General features: G+C 65.3%; 24 protein-coding genes and 1 riboswitch. Of the genes, 10 read left to right on the top strand and 14 right to left on the bottom strand.

The features are described 5' to 3' along the window. Nucleotides 1-49: 49 nt before the first annotated feature. Nucleotides 50-880 carry an EamA family transporter gene (locus IB255_RS16640; RefSeq protein ID WP_151188563.1) on the bottom strand — a complete coding sequence of 277 codons (831 nt, stop codon included), beginning with the start codon at nucleotides 878-880 and terminating at the stop codon, nucleotides 50-52. A gap of 146 nt (nucleotides 881-1,026) precedes the next feature. Here IB255_RS16640 and IB255_RS16635 point away from each other — a divergent pair, with 146 nt between their 5' ends. Next, complete coding sequence (locus tag IB255_RS16635) at nucleotides 1,027-1,641, top strand: LemA family protein (RefSeq protein WP_081515397.1); 615 nt, start codon at nucleotides 1,027-1,029, stop codon at nucleotides 1,639-1,641. After that, a complete protein-coding gene (locus IB255_RS16630) occupies nucleotides 1,638-2,630 on the top strand; it encodes a TPM domain-containing protein (RefSeq protein ID WP_192210568.1) in 993 nt (330 codons plus the stop codon). Before IB255_RS16635 ends, IB255_RS16630 begins: the two co-directional genes overlap by 4 nt. Nucleotides 2,631-2,649: 19 nt before the next feature. On the opposite strand, the gene IB255_RS16625 is transcribed toward IB255_RS16630, so the two are convergent. The 5 genes from IB255_RS16625 to gcvA all read right to left on the bottom strand — a co-directional run bounded on the left by IB255_RS16625 (nucleotide 2,650) and on the right by gcvA (nucleotide 6,922). Next, the gene (locus tag IB255_RS16625; RefSeq protein WP_081515395.1) at nucleotides 2,650-3,426 is read right to left on the bottom strand and encodes an ABC transporter ATP-binding protein; all 777 of its coding nucleotides are present in this window, start codon (nucleotides 3,424-3,426) and stop codon (nucleotides 2,650-2,652) included. Continuing rightward, the gene (locus IB255_RS16620; RefSeq protein ID WP_015479267.1) at nucleotides 3,426-4,232 is read right to left on the bottom strand and encodes an ABC transporter permease; all 807 of its coding nucleotides are present in this window, start codon (nucleotides 4,230-4,232) and stop codon (nucleotides 3,426-3,428) included. Before IB255_RS16620 ends, IB255_RS16625 begins: the two co-directional genes overlap by 1 nt. A gap of 67 nt (nucleotides 4,233-4,299) precedes the next feature. After that, nucleotides 4,300-5,307, bottom strand: a complete 1,008-nt coding sequence (locus IB255_RS16615) for an ABC transporter substrate-binding protein (RefSeq protein WP_081515394.1) — start codon at nucleotides 5,305-5,307, stop codon at nucleotides 4,300-4,302. A gap of 193 nt (nucleotides 5,308-5,500) precedes the next feature. Further along, a complete protein-coding gene (locus IB255_RS16610; protein WP_045215897.1) occupies nucleotides 5,501-5,908 on the bottom strand; it encodes an acyl-CoA thioesterase in 408 nt (135 codons plus the stop codon). Nucleotides 5,909-6,013: 105 nt separating this feature from the next. Beyond that, the gene (gene gcvA / locus IB255_RS16605) at nucleotides 6,014-6,922 is read right to left on the bottom strand and encodes a transcriptional regulator GcvA (RefSeq protein ID WP_192210567.1); all 909 of its coding nucleotides are present in this window, start codon (nucleotides 6,920-6,922) and stop codon (nucleotides 6,014-6,016) included. A 229-nt stretch (nucleotides 6,923-7,151) separates the two neighbouring features. On the opposite strand from gcvA, the gene IB255_RS16600 reads away from it, so the two are divergent. From IB255_RS16600 to IB255_RS16575, 6 genes are all read left to right on the top strand, one after another. Next, nucleotides 7,152-8,333 carry an acyl-CoA dehydrogenase gene (locus IB255_RS16600; protein ID WP_038803335.1) on the top strand — a complete coding sequence of 394 codons (1,182 nt, stop codon included), beginning with the start codon at nucleotides 7,152-7,154 and terminating at the stop codon, nucleotides 8,331-8,333. A 124-nt stretch (nucleotides 8,334-8,457) separates the two neighbouring features. Continuing rightward, a complete protein-coding gene (locus tag IB255_RS16595; protein ID WP_081515392.1) occupies nucleotides 8,458-9,681 on the top strand; it encodes a CaiB/BaiF CoA transferase family protein in 1,224 nt (407 codons plus the stop codon). 215 nt (nucleotides 9,682-9,896) lie between these two features. Further along, nucleotides 9,897-10,009, top strand: a riboswitch (S-adenosyl-L-homocysteine riboswitch). Nucleotides 10,010-10,031: 22 nt separating this feature from the next. Continuing rightward, nucleotides 10,032-11,441: an adenosylhomocysteinase gene (gene ahcY / locus IB255_RS16590; RefSeq protein ID WP_081515391.1), complete on the top strand. Its 1,410-nt coding sequence runs from the start codon at nucleotides 10,032-10,034 to the stop codon at nucleotides 11,439-11,441. A gap of 53 nt (nucleotides 11,442-11,494) precedes the next feature. Further along, a complete protein-coding gene (locus IB255_RS16585) occupies nucleotides 11,495-12,025 on the top strand; it encodes an HD domain-containing protein (protein WP_081515390.1) in 531 nt (176 codons plus the stop codon). A gap of 54 nt (nucleotides 12,026-12,079) precedes the next feature. Further along, entirely contained in the window at nucleotides 12,080-12,928 is an 849-nt protein-coding gene (gene metF / locus IB255_RS16580; RefSeq protein WP_081515389.1) for a methylenetetrahydrofolate reductase [NAD(P)H], read from the top strand. A 154-nt stretch (nucleotides 12,929-13,082) separates the two neighbouring features. Next, nucleotides 13,083-15,185, top strand: a complete 2,103-nt coding sequence (locus IB255_RS16575) for a DEAD/DEAH box helicase (protein ID WP_139791447.1) — start codon at nucleotides 13,083-13,085, stop codon at nucleotides 15,183-15,185. A gap of 231 nt (nucleotides 15,186-15,416) precedes the next feature. Here IB255_RS16575 and IB255_RS16570 read toward each other — a convergent pair whose 3' ends face one another. From IB255_RS16570 to pip, 7 genes are all read right to left on the bottom strand, one after another. Then, nucleotides 15,417-16,151 carry an amino acid ABC transporter ATP-binding protein gene (locus IB255_RS16570; protein ID WP_081515386.1) on the bottom strand — a complete coding sequence of 245 codons (735 nt, stop codon included), beginning with the start codon at nucleotides 16,149-16,151 and terminating at the stop codon, nucleotides 15,417-15,419. Then, on the bottom strand, nucleotides 16,144-17,106 hold the full coding sequence (locus IB255_RS16565; RefSeq protein ID WP_081515385.1) for an amino acid ABC transporter permease: 963 nt from the start codon (nucleotides 17,104-17,106) through the stop codon (nucleotides 16,144-16,146). Before IB255_RS16565 ends, IB255_RS16570 begins: the two co-directional genes overlap by 8 nt. A 73-nt stretch (nucleotides 17,107-17,179) precedes the next feature. Next, nucleotides 17,180-17,977, bottom strand: coding sequence for a transporter substrate-binding domain-containing protein (locus tag IB255_RS16560; protein ID WP_081515384.1), 798 nt, complete (start codon nucleotides 17,975-17,977; stop codon nucleotides 17,180-17,182). Between the two features lie 223 nt (nucleotides 17,978-18,200). Continuing rightward, nucleotides 18,201-20,774 carry a glucans biosynthesis glucosyltransferase MdoH gene (gene mdoH / locus IB255_RS16555; protein ID WP_081515383.1) on the bottom strand — a complete coding sequence of 858 codons (2,574 nt, stop codon included), beginning with the start codon at nucleotides 20,772-20,774 and terminating at the stop codon, nucleotides 18,201-18,203. Beyond that, a complete protein-coding gene (locus IB255_RS16550) occupies nucleotides 20,767-22,335 on the bottom strand; it encodes a glucan biosynthesis protein G (RefSeq protein ID WP_081515382.1) in 1,569 nt (522 codons plus the stop codon). Before IB255_RS16550 ends, mdoH begins: the two co-directional genes overlap by 8 nt. Nucleotides 22,336-22,536: 201 nt before the next feature. Further along, complete coding sequence (gene dtd / locus IB255_RS16545; protein ID WP_081515381.1) at nucleotides 22,537-22,974, bottom strand: D-aminoacyl-tRNA deacylase; 438 nt, start codon at nucleotides 22,972-22,974, stop codon at nucleotides 22,537-22,539. Continuing rightward, nucleotides 22,971-23,942 (bottom strand): prolyl aminopeptidase, encoded by a 972-nt coding sequence (pip, locus tag IB255_RS16540; RefSeq protein ID WP_081515380.1) that lies wholly within the window; start codon nucleotides 23,940-23,942, stop codon nucleotides 22,971-22,973. The genes dtd and pip overlap by 4 nt, the downstream gene beginning before the upstream one ends. Before the next feature lie 178 nt (nucleotides 23,943-24,120). Between pip and IB255_RS16535 the strand changes: the two genes are divergently transcribed. Then, nucleotides 24,121-24,549, top strand: a complete 429-nt coding sequence (locus IB255_RS16535) for a hypothetical protein (protein WP_081515379.1) — start codon at nucleotides 24,121-24,123, stop codon at nucleotides 24,547-24,549. Beyond that, the gene (locus tag IB255_RS16530; RefSeq protein ID WP_081515378.1) at nucleotides 24,546-25,022 is read left to right on the top strand and encodes an NUDIX domain-containing protein; all 477 of its coding nucleotides are present in this window, start codon (nucleotides 24,546-24,548) and stop codon (nucleotides 25,020-25,022) included. Before IB255_RS16535 ends, IB255_RS16530 begins: the two co-directional genes overlap by 4 nt. Before the next feature lie 5 nt (nucleotides 25,023-25,027). Here IB255_RS16530 and IB255_RS16525 read toward each other — a convergent pair whose 3' ends face one another. Further along, nucleotides 25,028-25,927: a transporter substrate-binding domain-containing protein gene (locus IB255_RS16525; RefSeq protein WP_081515377.1), complete on the bottom strand. Its 900-nt coding sequence runs from the start codon at nucleotides 25,925-25,927 to the stop codon at nucleotides 25,028-25,030. Nucleotides 25,928-25,962 lie beyond the last annotated feature (35 nt).

The raw sequence follows: 25,962 nt of genomic DNA, 5'->3' as shown, positions 1-25,962 counted from the left end.
CCGCGTCCTTGACCGGCTTGGCGCCACGCGGCGTAGCGCGGGCCAATCCTCACAGCTTCATCACCAGCATGCCCGCCAGCACCAGGCTGCAGGCGGCCAGGCGCGGCAGGCCGAAGGGCTCCTTGAGGAAGCGCATGCCGAACAGCACCACCAGCAGCACGCTGGTCTCGCGCAGCGCGGCAGCCTCGGCGATGGAGCCCATCTGCATGGCCCAGAGCACCAGCCCGTAGCTGAGCAGCACGCAGAAACCGACGCTCAGGCCGAGCTTCCAGTCGTTGATCCAGAACTTGGCGAAGGCCCGTGTGCGCCCGACCAGCGCCACCAGCGGGAATGGCAGGCCAGACAGCAGCGACAGCCAGACCAGGTAGTCCAGCGGCTTGGGCCAGAGCTTCAGCGCGTTGCCGTCGGTCCAGGTGTAGCTGCCGATGCACACGCCCATCAGCAGCACAGTGGGATAGGCGATCCACGGCAGCTTCGAGCCGCCCCCGCCCTTGAGCAGGAACAGCATGCCGACCGGGATCAGCAGGATGCCGAGGATCTGCTTGTCGGTCAGGTGCTCGCCGCCGAAGGTCAGGGTCAGCGCCAGCACCACCAGCGGCGACAGGCCGCGCATCAGCGGGTAGACCAGCCCCAGGTCACCGACCTTGTAGGCCTGGATCAGAAGCACCCGGTAGACCAGTTGCAGCGACACGGCGGCCAGCAGCCAGGGCCAGACCGCCGCAGGAGGAATCTCGATCCATGGCAGCAGGACCAGCGCGGCTGCCAGGCCGACCATGTCCATGCAGGCGACCACCAGCAGGCGGTCGCTGCTGAATTTGACGAGGGTATTCCAGGTGGCGTGCAGCAGGGCGGCCAGCAGCACCAGGGTAGTGGCGAGCACGAAAACGAACTCCTGGTATAGACCAGATGAATTCTACCCTGAGCCACCCCATGGCCGGCAAGTGCTGGCTGTTTCGGACATTTCCATCTGACTCCTCAGCCGGAACTGACCTAGACTGGGCCTTTTCGTCAGCACGAGCGTCTGCCATGCCCCGTTTGATCAAGTTCCTCACCGGCTACATCCTGGTCACCCTGCTCTCCGGCTGCGGCTACAACGCCATGCAGGCCGGTGACGAACAGGTGAAGGCCGCCTGGTCGGAAGTGCTCAACCAGTACCAGCGCCGCGCCGACCTGATCCCCAACCTGGTCAGCACCGTGAAGGGCTACGCCTCCCATGAAGCCAGCGTGCTGACCCAGGTGACCGAGGCCCGCGCCAAGGTTGGCAGCACCACGCTCAATGCCGACCAACTGGACGATCCGGAAGCGGTCAAGCGCTTCCAGCAGGCCCAGGGCCAGCTCAGTTCGGCGCTCTCGCGCCTGCTAGTGGTCTCGGAAAACTACCCGCAGCTCAAGGCCGACGGCCTGTTCAAGGACCTGCTGACCCAGCTCGAGGGCACCGAGAACCGCATCACCGTCGCCCGTGGCCGCTACGTGAAGTCGGTGCAGGAATACAATGTGATGATTCGCCAGTTCCCGCAGGTGATCACCGCGAAAATCTTCGGCTACAAGCCCAAGGCCAACTTCAGCGTCGAGAACGAAGCCGCCATCTCCACCGCGCCTAAAGTGGACTTCGGCAACGCGCCGGCGCAGCCCGCGCAATGACCCTGCCGCGCTGGCTGCTGGCCGCCCTGCTGCTGTGCTGGACGGGCCTGCTGCAGGCGGCGCCGGTCGCCATCCCGCCGCTCGGCGCCCGCGTCACCGACCTCACCCAGACCCTCGATGCAGGCCAGCGCGCGCAGCTGGAAAGCCAGCTCGCCGGCCTCGAACAGCGCAAGGGCGCGCAGATCGCCGTGCTGCTGATCCCCAGCACCGGCGAGGACAGTATCGAGGACTACGCAGTCCGCGCCTTCGAGCAATGGAAGCTCGGCCGCAAGGGCGTGGACGACGGCGTGCTGCTGGTGGTTGCCAAGAATGATCGCGCGCTGCGCATCGAAGTCGGCTACGGACTGGAAGGCACCATCACCGACGTGCAGGCCGGGCGCATCATCCGCGACACCATAGTCCCGCACTTCAGGACCGGCGACTTCGCCGGCGGCATCCAGGCCGGCGTCGACAGCCTCGTCGCACTGATAGAACCGCCAGCGGCAACCCCTGCCGAACCCGATGCGGGCGCAGCGGATCAGCTGCCGCAGACGGGCCCGGTGACGGGCTACAGCGATGCGTACTCCAACCGCAACGCCAGTGCCGCCGAGGAAATCCCCCCTGCGCGCCTGCTCGGCCTGCTCGCCCTGCTGGTGGGTGTGCCGCTGCTCTGCCTGCTGTTCCCGGTGCAGTGGTTGCGCCAGCGCAGCATGGGCCGCTACCTGCTGTGCAGTGCACTGGTCGGCGGAGTGGCCTCGGCAGTATTGCTGTTCAGCGAAGCCAACCCCGAAGCCCTGCAGCAGCAGATGATCGGCTCCTTCTCGATTCCGCTGGTGCTGTACATCTTCTTCCTGCCGCCGATGTGGCTGACCTCGGGCGTGCTGCAGCTACTGCTGATGATCATCAGCTCGATCGGCCGTGGCGGCGGTGGGCGTGGGGGCGGCGGAGGCGGAGGCTTCCGAGGGGGCGGTGGCTCCAGCGGCGGCGGCGGGGCCTCCGGCCGCTGGTAAGCCCCTGCACGCTTGAGAATTACAGGGCGGCGACGCCCTGTTCTTCCTCGCGGATCGAACGCAGCACCTGGCGCTGCAGGTCGATGAACTCGGCGCTGGCGGCCATGTCCTCATGGCGCGGGCGACCGAGCTTCACGTCGAAGGTGGTCTTGATCCGCCCCGGGCCCAGGCCCATCACCACGATGCGGTCGGACAGGTAGACCGCCTCTTCCACGTCATGGGTGACGAACATCACCGTCAGCCGGTGGGTTTCCCAGATGCGCGTGAGCAGCTCCTGCATCTGGTGGCGGGTCATGGCATCCAGCGCGCCGAAGGGCTCGTCCATCAGCAGGATCTTCGGCCGGTAGGACAGCGCTCGGGCAATCGCCACGCGCTGCTTCATGCCGCCGGACAATTCGTTCGGATAAGCCTCGGCGAACTTCGTCAGCTTCACCAGTTCCAGGTGCTCATCGGCGATCTCGCGGCACTGCGCGCGCGACATGCCGGCCGCCTTGAGGGCGAACTCGACGTTCTGCCGCGCAGTGAGCCAGGGCAGCAGGGTGTAGGACTGGAACACCACCCCACGGTCCAGGCCGGGACCTGCGATCGGCACGCCATCCACCTTGACGCTGCCGCTGTCGAACTCCTCCAGGCCGGCAGCAATGGACAGCAGCGTGCTCTTGCCACAGCCCGAGGTGCCGACGATGGAGACGAACTCGTTGTCCGCCAGGGTCAGGTCGATGTTGCGCAGCACCTCGCGGCGCTCCTTGCCGACCGCGAAACTCTTGTTCAGGCCGGAGATTTCCAAAGTCGCCATCAGCTGCGTCTCCGGTTGTAGCGGAACAGAACCTTCTCGCCGGCGCGCATGGCCTGGTCGGTGACCAGCCCGAGGAAGCCCAGCAGAAGGATGTAGCCGATGATGGTGTCGGTCTGGAAGAAGCGCTGGGACACGGTGATGCGGTAGCCCAGGCCGGAGGTGGCGGCCACCAGTTCGGCCAGCACCAGCCAGGTCCAGGCCCAGCCGAGGCTGATCCGCAGCGCGTCCCAGATGCCCGGCAGGGCGCTGGGCAGGACGATCCTCAGGAGGATGCGGCGATCCGGCATGCCGAGGGTGCGGCCGAGGCCGACGAAGTCCGCCGGCACGCGCTTGATGGCGTCCATCACCATCAGCACCTGCTGGAAGAAGGTGCCGATCCAGATGATGAGGAATTTCTGGAAGTCGCTGGTGCCGGCCCAGAGGATGGTCAGCGGCACGAAGGCGACCACCGGCATGTAGCGCACGAAGTCCACCAGCGGCTCGGTGGCGGCTTTCCAGAAGCCGTAGCAGCCGGCGAAAACGCCGATCACGATGGACATCGCCGAGGACACCAGGAAGGCCACGGCGATGCGGTACACGCTGACCTTCAGGTCCGACCACAGGGTTCCGTCGGCGGCCAGCTTGAGCATGCGCGCCCAGACGTCGCCGGGCGCCGGCAGGAATATCTTCGGCACCGCGCCGCTCGCGCCGGCCAGCCACCAGAGCAGCGCCAGCAGGACGAACACGGCGCCGCCGATGAGCAGGAAGTGGCGCTGCGCGATCGGCTTGCCGATGGTGAACAGCGGGTTGGATTTACGGGCTTTCATGTCGGGCTCGTCGAACGGAGAAAGACGCGCGCCGGCTCAGGGCCGGCGCGCGGGGTGTTTCAGAGGATCAGAGAGCCTCGACGAAGCGCGCGTCGATGGCCTGCGCCGGGGTGACCGGCTGCTGGAGGATGCCGGCTTCGCTGGCGGCCTTCTGGATGTGCTCGAACGAGCCCTTCTGGAAGGCGCCCTTCAGCTCGGCCTGGTTTTCCTTCACCGAGTAGAAGTGCACGCCGTCGAAGGCACTGGTCAGCTCGGACTCGTCGGCGCCCACGCCCTTGGCGATGGCGGCGCGGCCTTCGGCGCCCTTCTCGTTGTAGTGCTTGAGGCCGGCTTCCCAGCTTTTGATCAGCGCCAGCACCTGGCCGGGACGCTCCTTGAGGACTTCGTCGCGGACCACGAACACGTCGCTGATGATGCCCGGATCATCCGAGCCCTTGTACAGCAGGTTGACCTTGGGGTTCTGCTGCTTGGCGGCGGACAGGTAGGGCTCGTAGGTCACGGCAGCCGGGACCTGGCCGGCGATCAGCGCGCTGCCGGCGTTGGCGGCGGGCATCGGCACCGGCTGCACGTCTGCGATGGTCAGGCCGGCCTTGCGCAGGGCGCTGTGCAGGAGGATGTCGCTGGTGGTGCCTTCTTCGTAGGCAACCTGCTTGCCCTTGAGGTCGGTCAGTGTCTTGATCGACGGGTCGACGATCAGCGCGTCGGCGCTGGTGCTCTGGTCCAGCAGCAGGACGATCTTCACCGGCAGGCCGGCGACGACCATGGCCATGGCGGTGTGGGTGGCGAGGTTGCCACCGTCGATCTGGCCGCTGGCCAGGGCGGCGTTCATGTCCTTGTCTTCGGTGAAGTTGACCAGCTCGACCTGCTCCAGGCCGTTGGCCTTGAAGGCGCCAGCCTGTTCGGCGACATACCACTGGCCGTAGCCCAGCCAGGGCTGCATGCCCATCTTGAAGGTGCCGGCTTCGGGCTTGGTGTCGGCGTTGATCGCTGCAGCGTGCGCGGCGCCGGCCAGCAGCAGGCTGGCACAGGTGGCCACGGCCAATTGGCGCAGCGCGGATGCGAAGGTGGTGTGCATGGTCTCTCCCCGGTCATTGTTTTGCAGGCACATTCGGGTGAATGCGTGCTGCTGGATCGGCGGGGAGCGTGCGTCGGCCCATGCCCGCCGTGGGCGGGCACAGGCTCACATTCAATCGACGCAAATGCAAAGGTTTTCGCCGCGGTTCGGCTTGGCTCCGGGCACGCTGGCAATCACCTCGGCGAGCCAGCCATCAGGGCTGGGGAATGGCGTCGTCCTTGAACTGGTCCTTGATGTAGAGGATCTCGGTGCGACCATGGGGCGCCGGCTGACCGTCCGGACCGATGTTGACGAAGACCATCTTGTCGACCGTGAGGATGCTCTTGCGGGTGATCTTGTTGCGCACCTCGCAGGTCAGGGTGATCGAGGTGCGACCGAACTCGGTGGCGGTGATGCCCAGCTCGATGATGTCGCCCTGGCGTGCCGAGCTGACGAAGTTGATCTCCGAGATGAACTTGGTCACCACACGCTGGTTGCCCAGCTGGATGATGGCGTAGATCGCCGCTTCTTCGTCGATCCACTTCAGAAGACTGCCGCCGAACAGGGTGCCGTTCGGGTTGAGGTCTTCAGGCTTGACCCATTTGCGGGTATGGAAATTCATGGAAGCTCCTTCTTGGGAGGTTGCGCCTCGTGAGCGCGATGACTGGGAAAGCCCCGCCGGCTATGCAAGTCTGGACCCGGCCGGCGCCTGTCTGCTTGTCATGGCTCAGCCGAGGCCGGCTTCGGCTCGGTACCTGGCCGCCTCGTCGACCAGCCAGTCGCGGAACGCGCCCAGGGTCGCCGACTCCACCTTGCGTTCGGGAATCATCAGGTAATAGGCATTTTCGCTCAAATAGGCATGTTGCATCGGCACGATCAGCCGGCCGTCGGCCAGCTCCTGCTGGATCAGCATCGGCGGGATCAGCGCCACGCCCATGCCGTGCATCGCCGCCTGGGCGAGCATGGAAAACAGCTCGTAGCGGGTGCCGCTCATGTCGTGCGCCACGCTCATGTCCAGCGAACCGAACCACTGGCGCCAGGCGTAGGGCCGGGTGGTCTGTTGCATCAGCGGCAACTCGGCGATCTGGGCCGCGGACAACGCCCGTTGCCCACCCAGCAGCTCGGGGCTGCACACCGGCACCGGGTTCTCGTGCATGAGGAAGTTGGCGACCGTACCGGACCACACGCCATCGCCGAAATACAGTGCGGCGTCGAACTCGGTGTCAGCGAAGAGGAACGGCCGGGTACGGTTGGTCAGGTTGACCGTGACTTCCGGGTGCAGCCGCTTGAAATCCTTCAGCCGCGGCAACAGCCACTGGGTGGCGAAGGTCGGCACCACCGCCAGCTCCAGCGTACCGCCACCCTGCTGGCCCATCACCGCCAGGGTGTCGCGCTCCACGGCGTCCAGGCGCTGGGCCACGCGGCGGCTGTAGTTGAGCCCCGCCTCGGTCAGCTTCACCCCGCGCCGCGAACGACGGAACAGCTCGACGCCGAGGAACTCCTCCAGCGTGGCGATCTGCCGGCAGATGGCGCTCTGGGTCAGCGACAGTTCGTCCGCGGCCTTGGTGAAGCTTTCGTGGCGGGCGGCGGATTCGAAGGCGACCAGCGCCGCGGTGGTCGGGATCTTGCGTCGCATCGAATGCCTCTTCGGAATATCGTGATGCGCAGAATTCGCCAGGAACGCCTGATATAGAGGCAACTCCTGGAAAAAATCGCATCAACCCTGCGATTACGGAGTGACAAAATAGCACAACAGCGTGCGAATTAGTCGGTTGCCCGGCTTCCCGACGGCTGACTAGGATGGCCCACACCGAGCCCGCCTAGACTTGTGCGGGTCTTTCACTGTCTGCGTTCGAGGTTTCTCCATGGCGACCAAAGCAAGCTTCAACTGGGAAGATCCGCTGCTGCTGGATCAGCAACTCACCGAAGAAGAGCGCATGGTGCGCGACAGCGCCCAGCAGTTCGCCCAGGACAAGCTGGCCCCGCGCGTGCTGGAAGCCTTCCGCCATGAACAGACCGACCCGGCGATCTTCCGCGAGATGGGCGAAACCGGCCTGCTCGGCGCGACCATCCCCGAACAGTACGGCGGTAGCGGCCTGAACTACGTGTGCTACGGCCTGATCGCCCGTGAAGTCGAGCGCATCGACTCCGGCTACCGCTCGATGATGAGCGTGCAGTCCTCCCTGGTGATGGTGCCGATCAATGAATTCGGCAACGAAGCCACCAAGCAGAAATACCTGCCGAAACTGGCCAGCGGCGAGTACATCGGCTGCTTCGGCCTGACCGAGCCGGACCACGGCTCCGACCCGGGCTCGATGATCACTCGCGCCAAGAAGGTCGACGGCGGCTACCGCCTGACCGGCGCCAAGATGTGGATCACCAACAGCCCGATCGCCGACGTCTTCGTGGTCTGGGCCAAGGATGACGAAGGCCAGATCCGCGGCTTCGTCCTGGAAAAAGGCTGGGAAGGCCTGTCCGCCCCGGCGATCCACGGCAAGGTCGGCCTGCGCGCCTCGATCACCGGCGAGATCGTGATGAACAACGTGTTCTGCCCGGAAGAGAACGCCTTCCCGGACGTGCGCGGCCTGCGTGGTCCGTTCACCTGCCTGAACTCCGCCCGCTACGGCATCTCCTGGGGCGCCCTGGGTGCCGCCGAAGCCTGCTGGCACACCGCTCGCCAGTACACCCTGGACCGCAAGCAGTTCGGCCGCCCGCTGGCCGCCAACCAGCTGATCCAGAAGAAACTGGCCGACATGCAGACCGACATCACCCTCGCCCTGCAAGGCTGCCTGCGCCTGGGCCGGATGAAGGACGAAGGCACCGCCGCCGTCGAAATCACCTCGATCATGAAGCGCAACAGCTGCGGCAAGGCCCTGGACATCGCCCGCCTGGCCCGCGACATGCTCGGCGGCAACGGCATCTCCGACGAATTCGGCGTCGCCCGCCACCTGGTCAACCTGGAAGTGGTGAACACCTACGAAGGTACCCACGACGTCCACGCGCTGATCCTCGGCCGCGCCCAGACCGGCATCCAGGCGTTCTTCTAAGCGCCTCGCGCCAGTTCCTTCGGAGCTGGCGCCCGTTTTACCTCTCGCCCGAGAGGCCCCGGGGAGGACCGTGGAGTCCCCGCACTGCGCCCTCCCCGCCCCTATTCAAGCTGCAGGTGATTGCATGTCCGGCGCCCTTTCGCACATCCGTGTCCTCGACCTCTCCCGCGTTCTCGCCGGCCCCTGGGCCGGGCAGATCCTCGCCGACCTCGGCGCGGAAGTGATCAAGATCGAGCGTCCCGGCAGCGGCGACGACACCCGCGCCTGGGGCCCGCCGTTCCTGAAGGATGCAGACGGCCGCGACACCAGCGAAGCGGCGTATTACCTGTCGGCGAACCGCAACAAGAAATCCCTGACCATCGACTTCATCCAGCCCGAAGGCCAGCGCCTGGTGCGCGAACTCGCCGCCAAGGCCGACATCGTGCTGGAGAACTTCAAGGTTGGCGGGCTGAAAGCCTACGGCCTGGACTACGAGTCGCTGAAAGCGCTGAATCCGAAGCTGATCTACTGCTCGATCACCGGCTTCGGCCAGTTCGGCCCCTACGCCAAGCGCGCAGGCTACGACTTCATGATCCAGGGCCTGGGCGGCCTGATGAGCCTGACCGGCCGTTCCGACGCCGAGGAAGGCGCCGGCCCGGTGAAGGTCGGCGTCGCGCTGACCGACATCCTCACCGGCCTGTACTCGTCCACCGCGATCCTCGCCGCCCTCGCCCATCGCGATGTCAGCGGCATCGGCCAGCACATCGACATGGCGCTGCTGGACGTGCAGGTCGCCTGCCTGGCCAACCAGACTCTGAACTACCTGACCACCGGCAACCCGCCGCGTCGCCTGGGCAACGCGCACCCGAACATCGTGCCGTATCAGGACTTCCCCACTGCCGATGGCGACCTCATCCTCACCGTCGGCAATGACGGGCAGTTCCGCAAATTCGCCGAACTGGCGGGCCACCCGGAATGGGCCAGCGACGAGCGCTTCGCCACCAACCAGGCGCGCGTGGCGCACCGCGAGGTGCTGATCCCGCTGATCCGCCAGTCCACCGTGATGCGCACCACTGCCGAATGGATCACGCTGCTGGAACGGGCCAGCGTACCCTGCGGTCCGATCAACGACCTGGCGCAGGTCTTCGCCGACCCGCAGGTGATCGCCCGCGGCCTGCGCGTGGACCTGCCGCATCCGCTGGCTGGCAGCGTGCCGCAGGTGGCCAGCCCGATCCGCCTGTCCGAGACGCCCGTGGAATACCGCAATGCCCCGCCGACCCTCGGCCAGCACACCCAGGAAATCCTCGAAGGCGTGCTGGGCCTGGACCAGGCGGCCATCGGCAAGCTGCGCGACGACGGCGTGATCTGAGCCAACTGACAGCCGGCGCCCGCTCCCGCGAGCGCCCAACGATCCCCGCAACGACGCCCGCGCCAGGGTTTTCACGGCCCCTGGCGCGGGCGCGACGGGGATCCCGGCCGCGATGCAATACGTGAACGCGACCAAAAGCCTTTGGCTTGTCATGCGCCATGGCTATAATCCGCAAGCTTCAATAACGGCCGGCGCTGTCCGGCTGTTCCCGCCACCTGTCCGAGGGGCGCTGCAGCAGGTCGATTCGCTTCGACATGTCAGGCTCGGATGGGGCGCGTCACGGTCGGCAACCGCCGATCGCCAAACGCATCAACGGCGCCCATTCGCAGACAACGAATGGAGAGTTACGCATGAGCGCTGTCATGACGCCTGCCGGTTTCACCGACTTCAAAGTCGCCGACATTTCCCTGGCCGCCTGGGGCCGCCGCGAGCTGATCATCGCCGAGTCCGAAATGCCGGCTCTGATGGGCCTGCGCCGCAAGTACGCCGCCAGCCAGCCGCTGAAAGGCGCGAAGATCCTCGGCTGCATCCACATGACCATCCAGACCGGCGTGCTGATCGAGACCCTCACTGCCCTCGGTGCAGAGGTCCGCTGGTCGTCCTGCAACATCTTCTCCACCCAGGACCAGGCTGCTGCCGCCATCGCCGCCGCCGGTATCCCGGTCTTCGCCTGGAAAGGCGAAACCGAGCAGGAGTACGAGTGGTGCATCGAGCAGACCATCCTGAAAGATGGCCAGCCGTGGGACGCCAACATGGTGCTGGACGACGGCGGTGACCTGACCGAAATCCTGCACAAGAAATACCCGCAGATGCTCGAGCGCATCCACGGCGTCACCGAAGAGACCACCACCGGTGTGCACCGCCTGCTCGACATGCTCAAGGCCGGCACCCTGAAAGTCCCGGCGATCAACGTCAACGACGCTGTGACCAAGAGCAAGAACGACAACAAGTACGGCTGCCGTCACAGCCTGAACGACGCCATCAAGCGCGGCACCGACCACCTGCTGTCGGGCAAGCAGGCCCTGGTGATCGGCTACGGCGACGTGGGCAAGGGCTCCGCCCAGTCCCTGCGCCAGGAAGGCATGATCGTGAAGGTTTCCGAAATCGACCCGATCTGCGCCATGCAGGCCTGCATGGACGGCTTCGAGCTGGTTTCCCCATACAAGAACGGCCTGAACGACGGCACCGAAGCCAGCGTTGACGCAGCTCTCTTGGGCAAGATCGACCTGATCGTCACCACCACCGGCAACGTCAACGTCTGCGACGCCGGCATGCTGAAAGCGCTGAAGAAGCGTGCCGTGGTGTGCAACATCGGTCACTTCGACAACGAGATCGACACCGCCTTCATGCGCAAGACCTGGGCTTGGGAAGAGGTGAAGCCGCAGGTGCACAAGATCCACCGCACCGGCGCTGGCGACTTCGATCCGGCCAACGACGACTACCTGATCCTGCTGGCCGAAGGCCGTCTGGTGAACCTGGGTAACGCCACCGGCCACCCGAGCCGCATCATGGACGGTTCCTTCGCCAACCAGGTGCTGGCGCAGATCTTCCTGTTCGAGCAGAAGTACGCTGACCTCTCCGCCGAGAAGAAAGCCGAGCGTCTGACCGTCGAAGTACTGCCCAAGAAGCTCGACGAAGAAGTGGCCCTGGAGATGGTCAAAGGCTTCGGTGGCGTCGTCACCCAGCTGACCCCGAAACAGGCCGAGTACATCGGTGTGACCGTGGAAGGCCCGTTCAAGCCGGACACCTACCGCTACTGATGTGCCAGAGGGCAGACGAGCAATCGTCTGCCCTCTTTGCCATCTGGTGCCCCATGGACCTGCAGGACAGCTACAACCAGGCCTGGCTCTTCGCCGCCGGCGCTCACGCCGGGCAGACGCTGACCGCCTCGTCGCTGCCCTACGCAGTCCACCTGGCGATGGTGGCCAATGAAGTGATGGCGGCCGACCGCGAAGCGCCCATCCAGCGCCTGGCGGAGACCGTCCAGATTGCCCTGCTGCACGACGTACTCGAGGACACCCCGGTGCCCTTCGAGGAACTGCAGATGCGTTTCGGCGAGTTCGTCGCCGACGGCGCCCAGCGCCTGAGCAAGGTGGTGAATGGCGAGAAACTGCCATTCGACATCTACCTCGAAAGGCTGGCGACCGGCGCGCCGCAGTATGCGATCGTCAAGCTGTGCGACCGGATCACCAACCTGCAGCCGCCACCCTCGACCTGGGCGCGGAGCAAGATCGCCGAATACCATGTTCAGTCGCAGCGCATCCTGGCCGTCCTCGGCCATGCGCACGAGCCCAGCGCCGAGCGACTGCGCACGAAGATAGACAACTACCGCCGTTACTTCTGAAGTCGACGGCACATGCCGGCAGCCACGCGATGACGGGGCGCCGAAGGAACGACCATGAGTCAGAAAGAACGCCGTTTCAGCTTCGAGTTCTTCCCCGCCAAGACCGAAGCCGGCCATGAAAAACTGCTGGCCACCGCAAGCCAGCTGGCCGCGAAAAAGCCCGACTTCTTCTCCTGCACCTATGGTGCCGGCGGCTCCACCCGCGATCGCACCCTGACCACCGTGCTGCAGCTGGATGGCGAAGTGAAGGTGCCGACCGCACCGCACCTGTCCTGCGTCGGCGACACCAAGCCCGAGCTGCGTGCCCTGCTGGCCCACTACAAGGACGCCGGCATCCGTCGCATCGTCGCCCTGCGCGGCGACCTGCCCTCGGGCATGGGCATGGCCAGCGGCGAGCTGCGCTACGCCAACGAACTGGTGGAATTCATCCGCGCCGAAACCGGCGATCACTTCCACATCGAAGTTGCCGCCTATCCGGAAGTTCACCCGCAGGCGCGCAATTTCGAGGATGATTTGGCGAATTTCGTGCGCAAGGTCAAAGCCGGCGCCGACTCTGCCATCACACAATACTTCTTCAACGCCGATAGCTACTTCCATTTTGTCGAGCGTGCGGAGAAACTCGGTGTCAGCATTCCGGTCGTACCGGGTATCATGCCGATCACCAACTACACCAAACTGGCCCGCTTCTCCGACGCCTGTGGCGCGGAAATCCCCCGTTGGATTCGCAAGCAGCTGGAAGCCTACGGCGACGACATCGCCAGCATCCAGGCCTTTGGTGAGCAGGTCATCACCGACATGTGCGAACGCCTCCTCGAGGGCGGCGCACCCGGTCTGCATTTCTACACCCTGAACCAGGCTGAACCCAGCCTGGCGCTCTGGAACAACCTCAAGCTCCCCCGCTGAGGATCATTGCTCCGGGCTTACCGTCCGCGATCCCGGCCAGCGCAACGCCGGCGTATCGTGGACGGGGTGCTTCCAGCCATCGGCTGAGCGCTCGCCCCGAGCCTGAAATCACGCGCCCTCGAGCCGGCAGGTCGCCGGCCTACAGGAACCCCGCATGTCCTTTACTTCCCTCGGTCTCTCCGAGGCCCTGGCTGGCGCCGTTGAAGCCGCCGGCTACGCGCGCCCCACTCCCGTCCAGGAACGCGCCATCCCCGCAGTACTGCAAGGCCGCGACCTCATGGTTGCCGCCCAGACCGGCACCGGCAAGACCGGCGGCTTCGCCCTCCCGGTGCTCGAACGCCTGTTCCCCGAAGGCCACCCGGACCGCGAACACCGCCACGGCCCGCGCCAGGCCCGCGTCCTGGTACTGACCCCGACCCGCGAGCTGGCTGCCCAGGTGCACGACAGCTTCAAGGTCTACGCCCGTGACCTGCCCCTGAAAAGCGCCTGCATCTTCGGCGGCGTCGGCATGAATCCGCAGGTCCAGGCGATGTCCAAGGGCGTCGACGTCCTGGTCGCCTGCCCCGGCCGCCTGCTCGACCTGATCGGCCAGGGCAGCGTCGATCTGTCCCGCGTGGAAATCCTCGTCCTCGACGAAGCCGACCGCATGCTCGACATGGGCTTCATCCACGACGTGAAGAAGGTCCTCGCCAAGCTTCCGGCCAAGCGCCAGAACCTGCTGTTCTCCGCGACCTTCTCCAAAGACATCATCGACCTCACCAACAAGCTCCTGCACAACCCGGAGCGCATCGAGGTCACCCCGCCGAACACCACCGTCGAGCGTATCGAGCAGCGTGTGTTCCGCATTCCGTCGGTACAGAAGCGCGCGCTGCTGGCGCACCTGGTGACCATGGGCGCCTGGGAGCAGGTGCTGGTGTTCACCCGCACCAAGCACGGCGCCAACCGCCTGGCCGAGTACCTGACCAAGCACGGCCTGCCGGCCGCCGCGATCCACGGCAACAAGAGCCAGAACGCGCGCACCAAGGCCCTGGCCGACTTCAAGGCCAACGACGTGCGCATCCTGGTCGCCACCGACATCGCCGCCCGCGGCCTGGACATCGACCAGTTGCCCCACGTGGTCAACTACGAGCTGCCCAACGTCGAGGAAGACTACGTCCACCGCATCGGCCGTACCGGCCGCGCCGGTCGTACCGGTGAAGCCATCTCGCTGGTGGCGCCGGACGAGGACAAGTTGCTCAAGGCCATCGAGCGCCTGACCAAGCAGCGCATCCCCGATGGCGACATGCTCGGCTTCGACCCCGACGCCGTGCTGCCGGAAGTCCAGCAGCCCGAGCCGAAGGAAGCCCCGCAGCGCCAGCCGCGCAAGGACAAGGCCAAGCGCGGCGAGCGCAAGGACCGCAACAAGGACAAGCCGCAACAACCGCACGCCGAAGAGCAGCAGAGCGCCGCTCCCAACGCTGAAGGCGAGGCCGTCGACGGCGACAAGCCGGCCGGCAAGCGCCGCCGTCGTGGCGGACGCGGCAAGAAGAAGGGCGACGGCCAGGGCGGCGATGCTCAACCGAACGCCAACGCTCAGGCTCGTGAGCCGCGCGAACCGCGCGAACCCCGTCAACCGCGCCAGCCCCGCCAGCAGCAAGAGCAGCAGGGCCAGGGCCGTCAGCAGCAGGCCAAGCCGGCTCGCGCGCCGAAAGCTGTCGATGGCAATCGCGATCCGGAAGAATTCCTCGACGACGACTTCGACAACTTCGGCAACCGCGCCGACTACGTCAGCCCGTTCCCGGACAAGGACCAGCAACGCGGCCAGCGCCGCCGTGGCGGTCAGGGGCAAGGCGCAGGTCAGGGCCAGAACCAGGGTCAGGGCCAGCAACGCGCCCGCGGCCAGGGTGGTCAGGGCGGCGGCCAGGGCGGCAGCGGTCAAGGCCGCAGCCAAGGTCAAGGACAAGGCCAGGGCCGTGCTGCCAAGAAGCCTGGCGCCGGCGGTCGTGGACAAGGCCAGGGCGGCAACGGCCAGGGCAAGCAGGGGCAGGGGCAAGGCCAGCGCAAACGCGGTGGCAAGGCTCCGGCTTCGCGCATGAACGACGCCCCGCTGCGCGAGCCGAGCGAGTACGGCGCCGCCAAGCCGACCCGCCAGCCGGTAGTGATCAACAAGCGCGACCTGGTCCGTACCGACCGCTTCCCGACGCCGGAGCAGTTGGAAGAACTGGAACCGCGCCGCAAGACCGAGCGTCCCGCGCTGCTGACCCGCAACCGCGAGTGATGCTGTAGAAGAAACCGCCCTCCGGGGCGGTTTCTTTTTGCCCGCGATTTGTCGCCGACACACCCTGTGATCCTACAAAAGCCCCGCACCTCATTTGCCCGCGTAGGGCGCATAACGCCTACGGCGTTATCCGCCCTACGGGTGCCAGCGGCTGATCACAGAGAACAGACTTCCCCCCGGGCAGGCACAAAAAAGCCGCCCGAAGGCGGCTTTTTCAGCAGTGCATGAGACTCACAGCACCTGCCGCAGGAAGCTCTGCGCACGCGCATCCTTGGGCTGGGCGAAGAACTCCGCCGGAGCGGCGTCCTCCAGCAGCTTGCCGTGATCGAAGAACAGCACGCGGTCCGCTACTTCGCGGGCGAAGCCCATCTCGTGGGTCACGCAGACCATGGTCATGCCTTCCACGGCCAGGGTCTTCATCACGTCCAGCACCTCGCCGACCATTTCCGGGTCGAGCGCCGAGGTGGGTTCGTCGAACAGCATCACCTTCGGTTCCATGCACAGCGCACGGGCAATCGCCACGCGCTGCTGCTGGCCGCCGGAGAGGCGCGACGGGTACTCGTTGGCCTTCTGGCCGATGCCGACCTTTTCCAGCAGCGCACGGGCCTTGGCTTCGCGCTCGGCCTTGCCGCGCTTGCGCACGACCTTCTGCGCCAGGCACAGGTTCTCCAGCACGGTCATGTGCGGGAACAGGTTGAAGTGCTGGAACACCATGCCGACTTCGCGGCGGTAGGCGTTGATGTCGGTCTTCGGGTTGGCGAGGTCAACGCCGTCGATGCTCACCGAGCCGGAGTCGAACTCTTCCAGGCCATTCAGGCAGCGCAGGAAAGTGGACTTGCCCGAGCCGGACGGCCCGATCACCACCACCACTTCGCCGCGGGCGACGCCGGTGCTGACATCGTCCACCGCGCGCACGACCAGCCCGCGGGTGTCGTAGACCTTGGTCAGATTACGGACTTCAATCACTTTGGCCGAGCCTCCGCTCCAGACGCCCCGCCAGATGCGACAGCGGCAGGTTGATCACGAGGTAGAGCGCGGCGACGCAGAACCAGATCTCGAAGGTGGAGAACGAGGTGGTGATCGCCTCGCGGCCGCTCTTGGTCAGCTCGGTGATGGCGATCACCGAGACCAGGGAAGTGTCCTTCACCAAGCTGATGAACTGCCCGGCCAGCGGCGGCAGCACGCGCTTGAATGCCTGCGGCAGGATCACGTGGCGCATCGACTGCGCGGCGTTCAGCCCCAGGGAGCGCGCGGCCTCATCCTGGCCACGGGCGATGGACTGCACGCCGGCACGGACGATCTCGGCCACGTAGGCGCCGGTGAACAGCGCCAGCGCCGCCACACCGGCGAACTCGCGGGACAGGTTCAGCACGGTGCCGATGAAGAAGTAGAAGATGAAGATCTGCACCAGCAACGGCGTACCGCGCACCAGTTCGACGTAGAGGGTCGAGAGGTCGTGCAGGGTCGGGTTCTTCGACAGGCGACAGAGACCGGTGAACAGGCCGATGAACAGGCCGAACGCGCCGGAAACGAAGGAGATCCACACCGTGGTCCACAGGCCCCAGGCCAGCGGGCCGGCAGCCCAGTGACGGGTCGAGCCGACCACATCGCCCTCGGCGACGTCGTCGTTCTCGGAGAACTGCAGGGTGTCGGCAGCCACGCTCAGCACCTGCTGCTTGCCGTCTTCGTCCACCAGGGTGACACGGGCGTTACCGCCCTGATCCTCGATCTTCTCGACCCGCGAGATGCTCTCCGCGCGCAGCGGTTCTTCGGCCTGGTAGGCGAAGTACTGCGGGACGCGGTTCCAGCGCCACTCGTAGGAGATCAGCGAAGTGGAGTACCAGAGGGCCAGACCGATCAACAGCAGGATCAGTCCGGTCAGCCCGTGCCAGGGCCAGGTTGCGCGTTTCGTTCTAGCCACGAATCTCTACCGTGAAAATGCGAACGCGCAGGCTCAGGGCCTGCGCGTCGGGTCAACCAGCGTCAGACGTGGATTATTCCATGTCCTTGAGCCAGTCGGTGTTCTTGAACCACTTGTCATGCAGGCGATCGTAGGTGCCGTCTTCGCGAATCTGCTTGAGGAAGTTGTTGATGAAGTTGATCGAGTCGTAGTCGCCCTTCTTCAGACCAAAGGCCAGCGGCTCGTAGGTGAACGGCTGGTCCAGGTGCACCAGCTTGCCGGCGCCGAACTTGCTCACGCCGACGACGTTGTAGGGCGAGTCGTAGATGAAGGCGTCAGCCTTGCCGTTGACCACATCCATGACCGCTTCGGGCTCGTTGTCGAAACCGTGGTACTGGGCCTTGGACAGCTGCTTCTTGGCAACGAATTCGCCGGTGGTGCCGATCTTGGAGGTGATGCGGTATTTCGCGTCGTTCAGGTCCTTGTAGGACTTGATCTCGCCTTGCAGTTCCTTGCGGATCAGCAGGGTCTGGCCGACCACGATGAAGGGATCGGAGAAGTTCAGGCGCAGGTTGCGTTCCTGGGTCAGGGTCATGCCCGAACCGATCATGTCGAACTTGTCGGTGAGCAGGGCCGGGATGATGCCGTCATAGGCGGTGGAGACCAGCTCCAGCTTGACGTTCATGGATTTGGCCATGGCCTTGAGCAGGTCCACTTCGAAACCGACGATCTGACCGCGCTTGTTGGTCATCTCGAACGGCATGTAGGTCGGGTCCATGCCTACGCGCAGGGTGCCGCGCTTGGCCGCTTCATCGATGGCGCCGGCCTGAGCCGCGCTCACGCTGACCAGGGCGCAGACGCCCATCACCAGCGATGCCAGGTACTTTTTCATCCCCATACTCCCAAGCAAGTGAAAGAACTTCTTGTTTTTTCCAGCGATCGAATCGCGCGCGCCCAGGCATGCCGGGCACAGAAGGCTGCGAAGCGTACCCCATGCGGCGGATATCTCAATCTTTTCTGGATAGCTGGCGAAGGGTACCAGCAGCGGTGCGCGGGGAAAACAGGCTAAACCGCCACGCCTCCCTCGCCCCGGACGGGACGAGGGAGGCGCTGGGTCAGGATTGCGCGGCGGGCAATGCCATGGCGCCCTGCTCCGCGACCGGCGCCAGGGGCACGGCCGGGGCATGGGCATCGGCCTGCAGCGATTGCCGCCAGGGACCGATCCACTGTTCCTTGTCACCCTGCCAGAGCGCCAGGTGCAGGCGCGACAGCGCTACCGGGTCGCTCAGCAGCGCCAGGCGGCGGTTGCCGTCGAGCTGCTCAGGGCCGGCTTCCAGCGCCTTCTCGACCAGCGCGGTACGGGTCGCTTCGATGGCGGCGGACTGACCGTGGCGGGCGGTGCCCATGGCGCACGCCAGGGCGTTCAGCACCGGGTCGACGGCGGAACGGACGAAGCCGTCCTTCAGCGCCTGCCAGCGGTTCTGGTAGGTGTACTCGTCGGTGGCACGCAGCTCGCGCGGGGTGTCGTATTCCTCGGGGATGAGGAACAGTTTCTCGTCGCGCGAGGCCAGGCCCAGCTTGACCCGGCTGCTGATCACCGAGACCGGGATCGACAGCATCAGGGCGCCGACGATGGGCGACAGCCACCACAGGAAGCGCGGGTTCAGCCACGCCACCAGCAGCGCCCAGCACAGGCCCAGCAGGGTCTGCAGGCCGTGGCGACGGATCGCCTCGCTCCACGGGGTATCGTCGTCGTCACGCTGCGGCGACTTCCACTGGGCTTCCCAGCCGAGGAACGCGGCCAGCACGAAGCGAGTATGGAAGAGCATGCGCACCGGGGCGAGCAGCACGGAGAAGAACATCTCCAGCAGCATGCTCAGGGTCACCTTGATCACACCGCCGTAGCCCTTGGCGCCCTTGGCCCAGATCAGCATGACGCTGAGCAGCTTGGGCAGGAACAGCAGGGTCAGAGTGGTGGAGAACAGGGCGATGGCCTTCTCCGGATGCCACTGCGGCCAGATCGGGAACAGCTGGCGCGGCTCCAGGAAGTACTGCGGCTCCATCAGCTGATGCACCGCCAGCAGCGCGGTGGACAGCACCAGGAAGAAGAACCACAGCGGCGCCGACAGGTAGGACATCACGCCGGTGAGGAACACCGCGCGGTGCACCGGGTGCATGCCCTTGACCAGGAACAGGCGGAAGTTCATCAGGTTGCCGTGGCACCAGCGGCGGTCGCGCTTGAGCTCGTCCAGCAGGTTGGGCGGCAATTCCTCGTAGCTGCCTTCCAGGTCATAGGCGATCCACACGCCCCAGCCGGCACGGCGCATCAGCGCGGCTTCGACGAAGTCGTGGGAGAGGATCGCGCCAGCGAAGGAACCCTTGCCCGGCAGCGGCGCCAGGGCGCAGTGCTCGATGAAGGGTTTCACCCGGATGATCGCGTTGTGGCCCCAGTAGTGGGATTCGCCCAGCTGCCAGAAGTGCAGGCCGGCGGTGAACAGCGGACCGTAGACGCGGGTGGCGAACTGCTGCATGCGCGCGTAGAGGGTGTCCATGCCCGACGCCTTGGGCGCGGTCTGGATGATGCCAGCCTCGGGGTTGGCCTCCATCAGGCGCACCAGCTTGGTCAGGCAATCGCCGCTCATCACGCTGTCCGCGTCCATGACGACCATGTACTTGTACTGGCCACCCCAGCGACGGCAGAAGTCGTCGATGTTGCCGCTCTTGCGCTTCACCCGGCGCCGGCGGCGACGGTAGAAGATGCGACCGAAGCCCAGGGCTTCCTTGCACAGCTCGATCCAGGCCTTTTCTTCGGCCATGGCGATGTCGGGCTGGTTGGTGTCGCTGAGCACGAAGAAGTCGAAGCGATCCAGCTCGCCGCTGGCCGCGACCGACTCGTAGGTCGCCCGCAGGCCGGCGAAGACGCGCGGAACATCCTCGTTGCAGATCGGCATGACGATGGCGGTGCGTGCGTCGGCGGCGATCGGCTCGCTGCCCGCGCTGCTGCCGGAAATGCGGTAGCGGTCGCGGCCGGTGAGCAGTTCCCAGAAGCCCATCAGGGCAGTCCAGAAACCTGCCGAGACCCAGCAGAAGAGGATGGCGAAGAGCGCCAGCACGCCGAACTGGATGACGTACGGCAGCACCTGCTCCAGGGTCTGCAGGAAGGTCTGGCGGTTGATTTCTTCGAGATCGACGAAGGCCCAGCCCTGGTAGGGCAGGATGCCTTTCATGTAGTAGGTGGCGACGCTGGTCTGGCCGAGCATGAGCAGGACCAAGATGAACCGGCGCAGCGAGCCGACCCGCTGCCAGCGCGCCTTGGGCAGGTCGCGGGAGGGCTTGGAGGGGTTGCTGCGACCGGTCAGGCGGCGCCAGCCGCGCATGATCGGGTTGGTGCGCCAGGGTTCGGGGATCACCTTGGTGCGCTGGATCGGCGGCGCGGCCTTGAGGTAGGTACGACCGTTGTCGTCCATGCCCAGCATCTGGGCATCGTCGAGGTCCTGGCCGTAGCCGTGGCGCAGACGTGCGCCGACCGAAGCCAGCGCAGCGTCATCACCCTCGACGTCGCCAGCGAGCTGCTCGTGCAGCTCGCTGATGGAACCGGCCTTGGCCAGCCGCTCACGCTCCTGCGCCGACAGCGGCAGGTGCGCGAGATAATCGGCCACCGGCGCGGTGGTAGCGGTGGAGTTATTCATCGGCAGGCAGCTGGTAGCTCCAGGTTTCGGAAATGGTCTGGCCACCGTTTACCAGGGCAGCGCGCATTTCCGTCGGCTTCTTCGGATCCTTGACCTTGATCCGCAGGGTCAGACGCCAGCCCTGGGTCACTGCGTTGTAGCGCAGGCTGTTTTCCTTCACTTCTGCGTTGTCGTCGGTGCTCACCTGGGTGCTCACCGGGGCATCGCCTGCCAGCGCCTTCAGGGTCGGGCCGACGAAATCGACGACCAGGGCGACACTGCCATCCGGCTGGCGGATCAGGTTCTTCTGCTTCACATCACCGACAGAGCGCAGGGTCTGCATGACCCAGGCATTCTTCGGATCGTGCAGGGCCTGCTCGTCCTTGGTCCAGCGCATGCGGTAGGCGAAGTCCAGCGGCTCGCCGGCTTCCGGGCGCTTCTCGGGGTTCCAGAAGGCAACGATGTTGTCGTTGGTCTCGTCCGGGGTCGGGATCTCCACCAGCTCGATGGTGCCCTTGCCCCAGTCGCCCTGCGGCTCGACCCAGGCCGACGGGCGCAGATCGTAGCGGTCGTCGAGGTCTTCGTAGCGGGAGAACTCGCGGCCACGCTGCAGCAGACCGAAGCCTTTCGGATTCTCGACGCTGTAGGCACTGACGGACAGGTGTTTCGGGTTGTTCAGCGGGCGCCAGATCCACTCGTCGTTGCCAGCATGGATCTGCAGGCCGGTGGAGTCATGCAGCTCCGGACGGAAGTTGTGCTCCGGCGACGGCTGGTTGGAGCCGAACAGGAACATGCTGGTCAGCGGCGCAAGGCCCAGCTTGGTCACCTTGTCGCGCAGGAACACGCGGGCCTTCACATCGACCACGGTGTCGTTGCCCGGACGGATGGTGAAGCGGTACGCGCCAGTCGCACGGGGCGAATCCAGCAGCGCGAAGATCACCAGGTGCTTGTCCTTGGGCTTGGGTTTTTCGATCCAGAACTCGCGGAAGCGCGGGAATTCCTCACCCGACGGCAGCGCGGTGTCCAGCGCCAGGCCACGGGCGGACAGGCCCCACCACTGGTCCTTGCCGATGATGCGGAAGTAGCTCGCCCCCAGGAAGGTGGCGATCTCGTCCTGCTTGTCCGGCGAGTTGATCGGGTACAGCAGGCGGAAGCCGGCGTAGCCCAGGTCCTTGGTGGCATTGGCGTCGAACTTCAGGGAACCGAAGTCGAAACGGGAGGGATCGTATTTGATCTCCTTGACGTCGGTCGCCGTGACTTCGTTGATCTTCACCGGGGTGTCGAAGTGCATGCCCTGGTGATAGAAGCTGATCTTGAAGGGGGTCTTCTCGTCGGCCCAGTAGGCCTTCTCGTTACGGAAGCGAATCTGCTGGTAATCGGCGAACTTCATTTCGCTGAATTCCGATGGCAGGTTGCTCGTCGGTGCGCTGTACTTCTCTGCAGCCAGCGCCTTGGCCTTTTCGCCAACGTCGTCGAGATTGAAGGCCCAGGCATGGGTAGCGCTCAACGCCAACAGGGCGGAGCCGACCAGTCCGCGAAGGATTTGGCGCGAAAGCGGTTGTTGAACGGAACGGAAAATCACGAGTCCCCCTCGTCCGTGAACACAAAACGATTAAAGCCAGCAAAGGCGATGCCAATCTGCTGGCGATTGAATTCCGACCCCGGTGAGCCTGAATGATTCCCCGATTTTTTCCACGGGTACTTCAGGCTCCCGGAGGCGCATTGTTCTAAGTGCATAAGCCCTAACCATCATCCCACGGCGATATGACAAGCTGCCGCGCGTTCAAGCCTCCAGTAGAAAGGTCACCGGGCCGTCATTGACCAGGTGGACCTGCATGTTGGCGCCAAAACGGCCAGTGGCGACCAGCGGATGACGCTCTCGCGCCTGTTCCACGAGTAGATCGAACAACGCGGCGCCCTTTTCAGGTGGCGCCGCGCTGGAAAAGCTCGGTCGCAGCCCCTTTCGGGTATCCGCGGCCAGGGTGAACTGCGAGACCAGCAGCAGACCGCCGCCGACATCGCTCAATGAAAGGTTCATTTTACCTTCATCGTCGCCAAACACTCGATAGTTAAGCAGCTTGTGCAACAAACGGTTCACTGACTCTTCATCATCCTGGGGTTCTACCCCCACCAGGGCCAGCAGCCCATGATCGATGGCGCCGACGATTTCGCCGTCGACCTCGACGCGGGCGCCACGCACCCGCTGGATCAGACCCTTCATTCAGCCTCCGGCGGCAGGTTCAGCAGGCGCCGGCCGATCTCGTTGGTGGCGCGCACCAGCGCATCGGTGATGCCCGGCTCACCGGCCACGTGGCCGGCGTCGCGGACGATCTGCAGTTCGCTGTTGGGCCAGGCCTTGTGCAGCGCCCAGGCGTTGTCCAGCGGGCAGACCACGTCATAGCGGCCGTGGACGATCACGCCCGGCAGGTGGGCGATCTTGTGCATGTCGCGCAGCAACTGGTCGGGCTCGAGGAAGCCGTCGTTGACGAAGTAGTGGTTCTCGATCCGGGCGATGGACAGCGAGCGGTGCGGGTCGGCGAAGCGCTCGACCACAGCCGGGTTCGGCCGCAGCGTGGCGGTACGGCCTTCCCAGGTGGACCAGGCACGGGCGGCGTGCATCTGGGCGATCTGGTCCGGACCGGTCAGGCGGCGGTGGAAGGCGTGCAGCAGGTCGTCGTGCTCATCGGCGGGAATCGGCGCCAGGTAGTCCTCCCAGTAATCGGGGAACAGGCGGCTCGCGCCTTCCTGGTAGAACCAGCGGATTTCCTGCGGGCGGCAGAGGAAGATGCCGCGTACGATCAGCGCCAGCACACGCTCGGGATGAGCCTGGGCGTAGGCCAGCGAGAGGGTCGAGCCCCAGGAGCCGCCGAACAGCACCCATTTGTCGATACCCAGGTGCTCGCGGATGCGCTCGATATCCTCGACCAGGTGCCAGGTGGTGTTGTTCTCCAGGCTCGCGTAGGGCGTGGAGCGGCCACAGCCGCGCTGGTCGAAGGTGACGATGCGGTAGATATTGGGATCGAAGAAGCGCCGCGACATGGCATCGCAACCGGAGCCCGGGCCGCCATGGATGAACAGAACCGGCAATCCGTCGGGCGTACCGCTCTCGTCCACATAGAGGACGTGCGGCTCTTCGACGGCCAGTTCATGGCGCGCGTGAGGCTTGATTTCCGGATACAAAGTTTGCATGGCTCGCTCCTGGATCAGTGCGTACGGTCGCTCCGGACCAGTAACCATCCTAGGGCCTGTCGCCACCCAATAGAAAGTCGCGTTGCCGCGGCGCGACTTCCATCGAAAGTCTTCGGCCCCCACGGTGTCGGGCATGATACTCGGGCCAGCGAAAAACCCATAAGGGAGTTAGTGAGCCATGCCACGGAAGTTGTTTCTTTCTCTATTCATCCTGCTGCTTGCCTTGACCGGTTGCGGCCGGGACGACCCGCGCGCGCAACTGGACGCTGCCGTCAAGCAATTGCAGGACAACCTCGAAGCCAAGAATAGCGGGGCCGTGATCGATCAGCTGGCCGGCGATTTCCGCGCCAATGGCGAGTTCGACCGCGACTGGGCCAGGCGCACCATGACGCTGATGTTCCTGCGCCACCAGCAGGTCAAGGTGATCCTGCTCAGCAGCGAGAGCCGGATCGACCCGACCTATACCAATCGCGGCCATACCGACGCGCAGGTCGCCCTTACCGGCGCCGAGAACCTCATCCCCGACAGCGCCGGGCATTACGCCGTGAAGCTGGAGTGGTGGCGCGAAGGTTCTGAATGGAAACTGGCGAGGCTCGAGTGGCAATGACTCTCCCCCTGCAACACCGCATCCGCGCCGCCGGCCTGCTGCTGCGCAACGACGAGATCCTGCTGGTGCGCCACGAGGTAGCCGGGGACGTTTACTGGATTCCGCCGGGCGGCGGCTTCGAGTCGGACAAGGACGAGTCCACCCGCGACACGGTGCGCCGCGAGTGCCGGGAGGAAACCGGGCTGGTGGTGGAGGTCGGCCCACTGGTCTATGTGCGCGAGTTCGCCGAGCCGGTGGCCGGGCGCTTCCACATGGAACTGTTCTACCGCGTGGATGCCTGGGATGGCCGGGTCAGCCTGGACAACCTGCGCGGCCTGGGCGGCGACGAGTTCGATATCCGCGAGGTCGCCTGGGTACCGCGCCAGGAACTGCCGCGCCTGCCCTCCTACTACCCCGCCGAATTGCTCGACGACGTCTGGGAACGCCTGGCCGAGGCGCAGCCGGTCATTCGTCACCTCGGCCTGCAGCGCTAGCAGCGTTACTGCACCGGTTCGCTGGTGGGCTTGGCGATGATCGCCTGCAGCTCGGCGGTCATGGGGAACTCCAGGTTGAGGTTCTTCGGCGGGATCGGCTGCTCGAACCAGCGCTGGTAGATGCCCTTGATCTCGCCCGAGGCGTAGAGGTCGGCCAGCGTCTGGTTGACCAGCGCGAGGAACTGCGGATCGTCGCGGCGCACCATGCAGGCATAGATTTCCCGCGACTGCGGCTCGCCCACCACTACCCAATGATGCGGGTCGCGCGCCTTGGCCTTCTCGCCGTAGAGCAATGCGTCATCCATGTAGAAGGCTACCGCGCGGCCGGATTGCAGCATGAGGAAGGCTTCGCCATGGTCCTTGGCGCTGACCACGTTCATGCCCAGCTTGTGCTCGGCGTTGTAGGCCTTGAGGTAGCGCTCGTTGGTGGTGCCGGCGGTGGTCACCACGTTCTTGCCCTTGAGGTCATCGAAGCCCTGGATGCCGCTGTCCTTGGCGGTCAGCAACTGGCCCTTCACGTAGATGAAGCCGTAGGAGAAGGCGACCTGCTTCTGGCGCTCTGCGGTGACGCCGGTGGAGCCGCATTCCAGGTCGACCGTGCCGTTCTGCACCAGCGGGATGCGTGTCTGCGAGGTCACCAGGTTGTACTTCACTTTCAGGTCCGGCTTGTCGAGCTTCTGCTTGATGCGTTCAACCACCTTTCCGGCCAGGTCCACCGAGTAGCCCATGGGCTGCCCGCTGTTGTCGCCCAGGTAGGAGAACGGCACCGAGGCGTCGCGATAACCCAGGGTTATCGCGCCTTGATCGTCGACTTTCTTCAACGTGCCATCCAGCGCTTCGTTCGCCTGCGCCAGCGCGCAGACCAGGCTGGACGCCGCCAGTATTCCCAGTGCGAGTCGTTTCATGAGTTCGGTCCCTCTTGTTGTTGTGAGTCGGGTTG

The organism is Pseudomonas sp. PDM22 (genome assembly GCF_014851965.1).
In the GTDB taxonomy this organism is placed as follows: Bacteria; Pseudomonadota; Gammaproteobacteria; order Pseudomonadales; family Pseudomonadaceae; genus Pseudomonas.
This window is presented reverse-complemented; position numbering and strand designations above follow the sequence as displayed.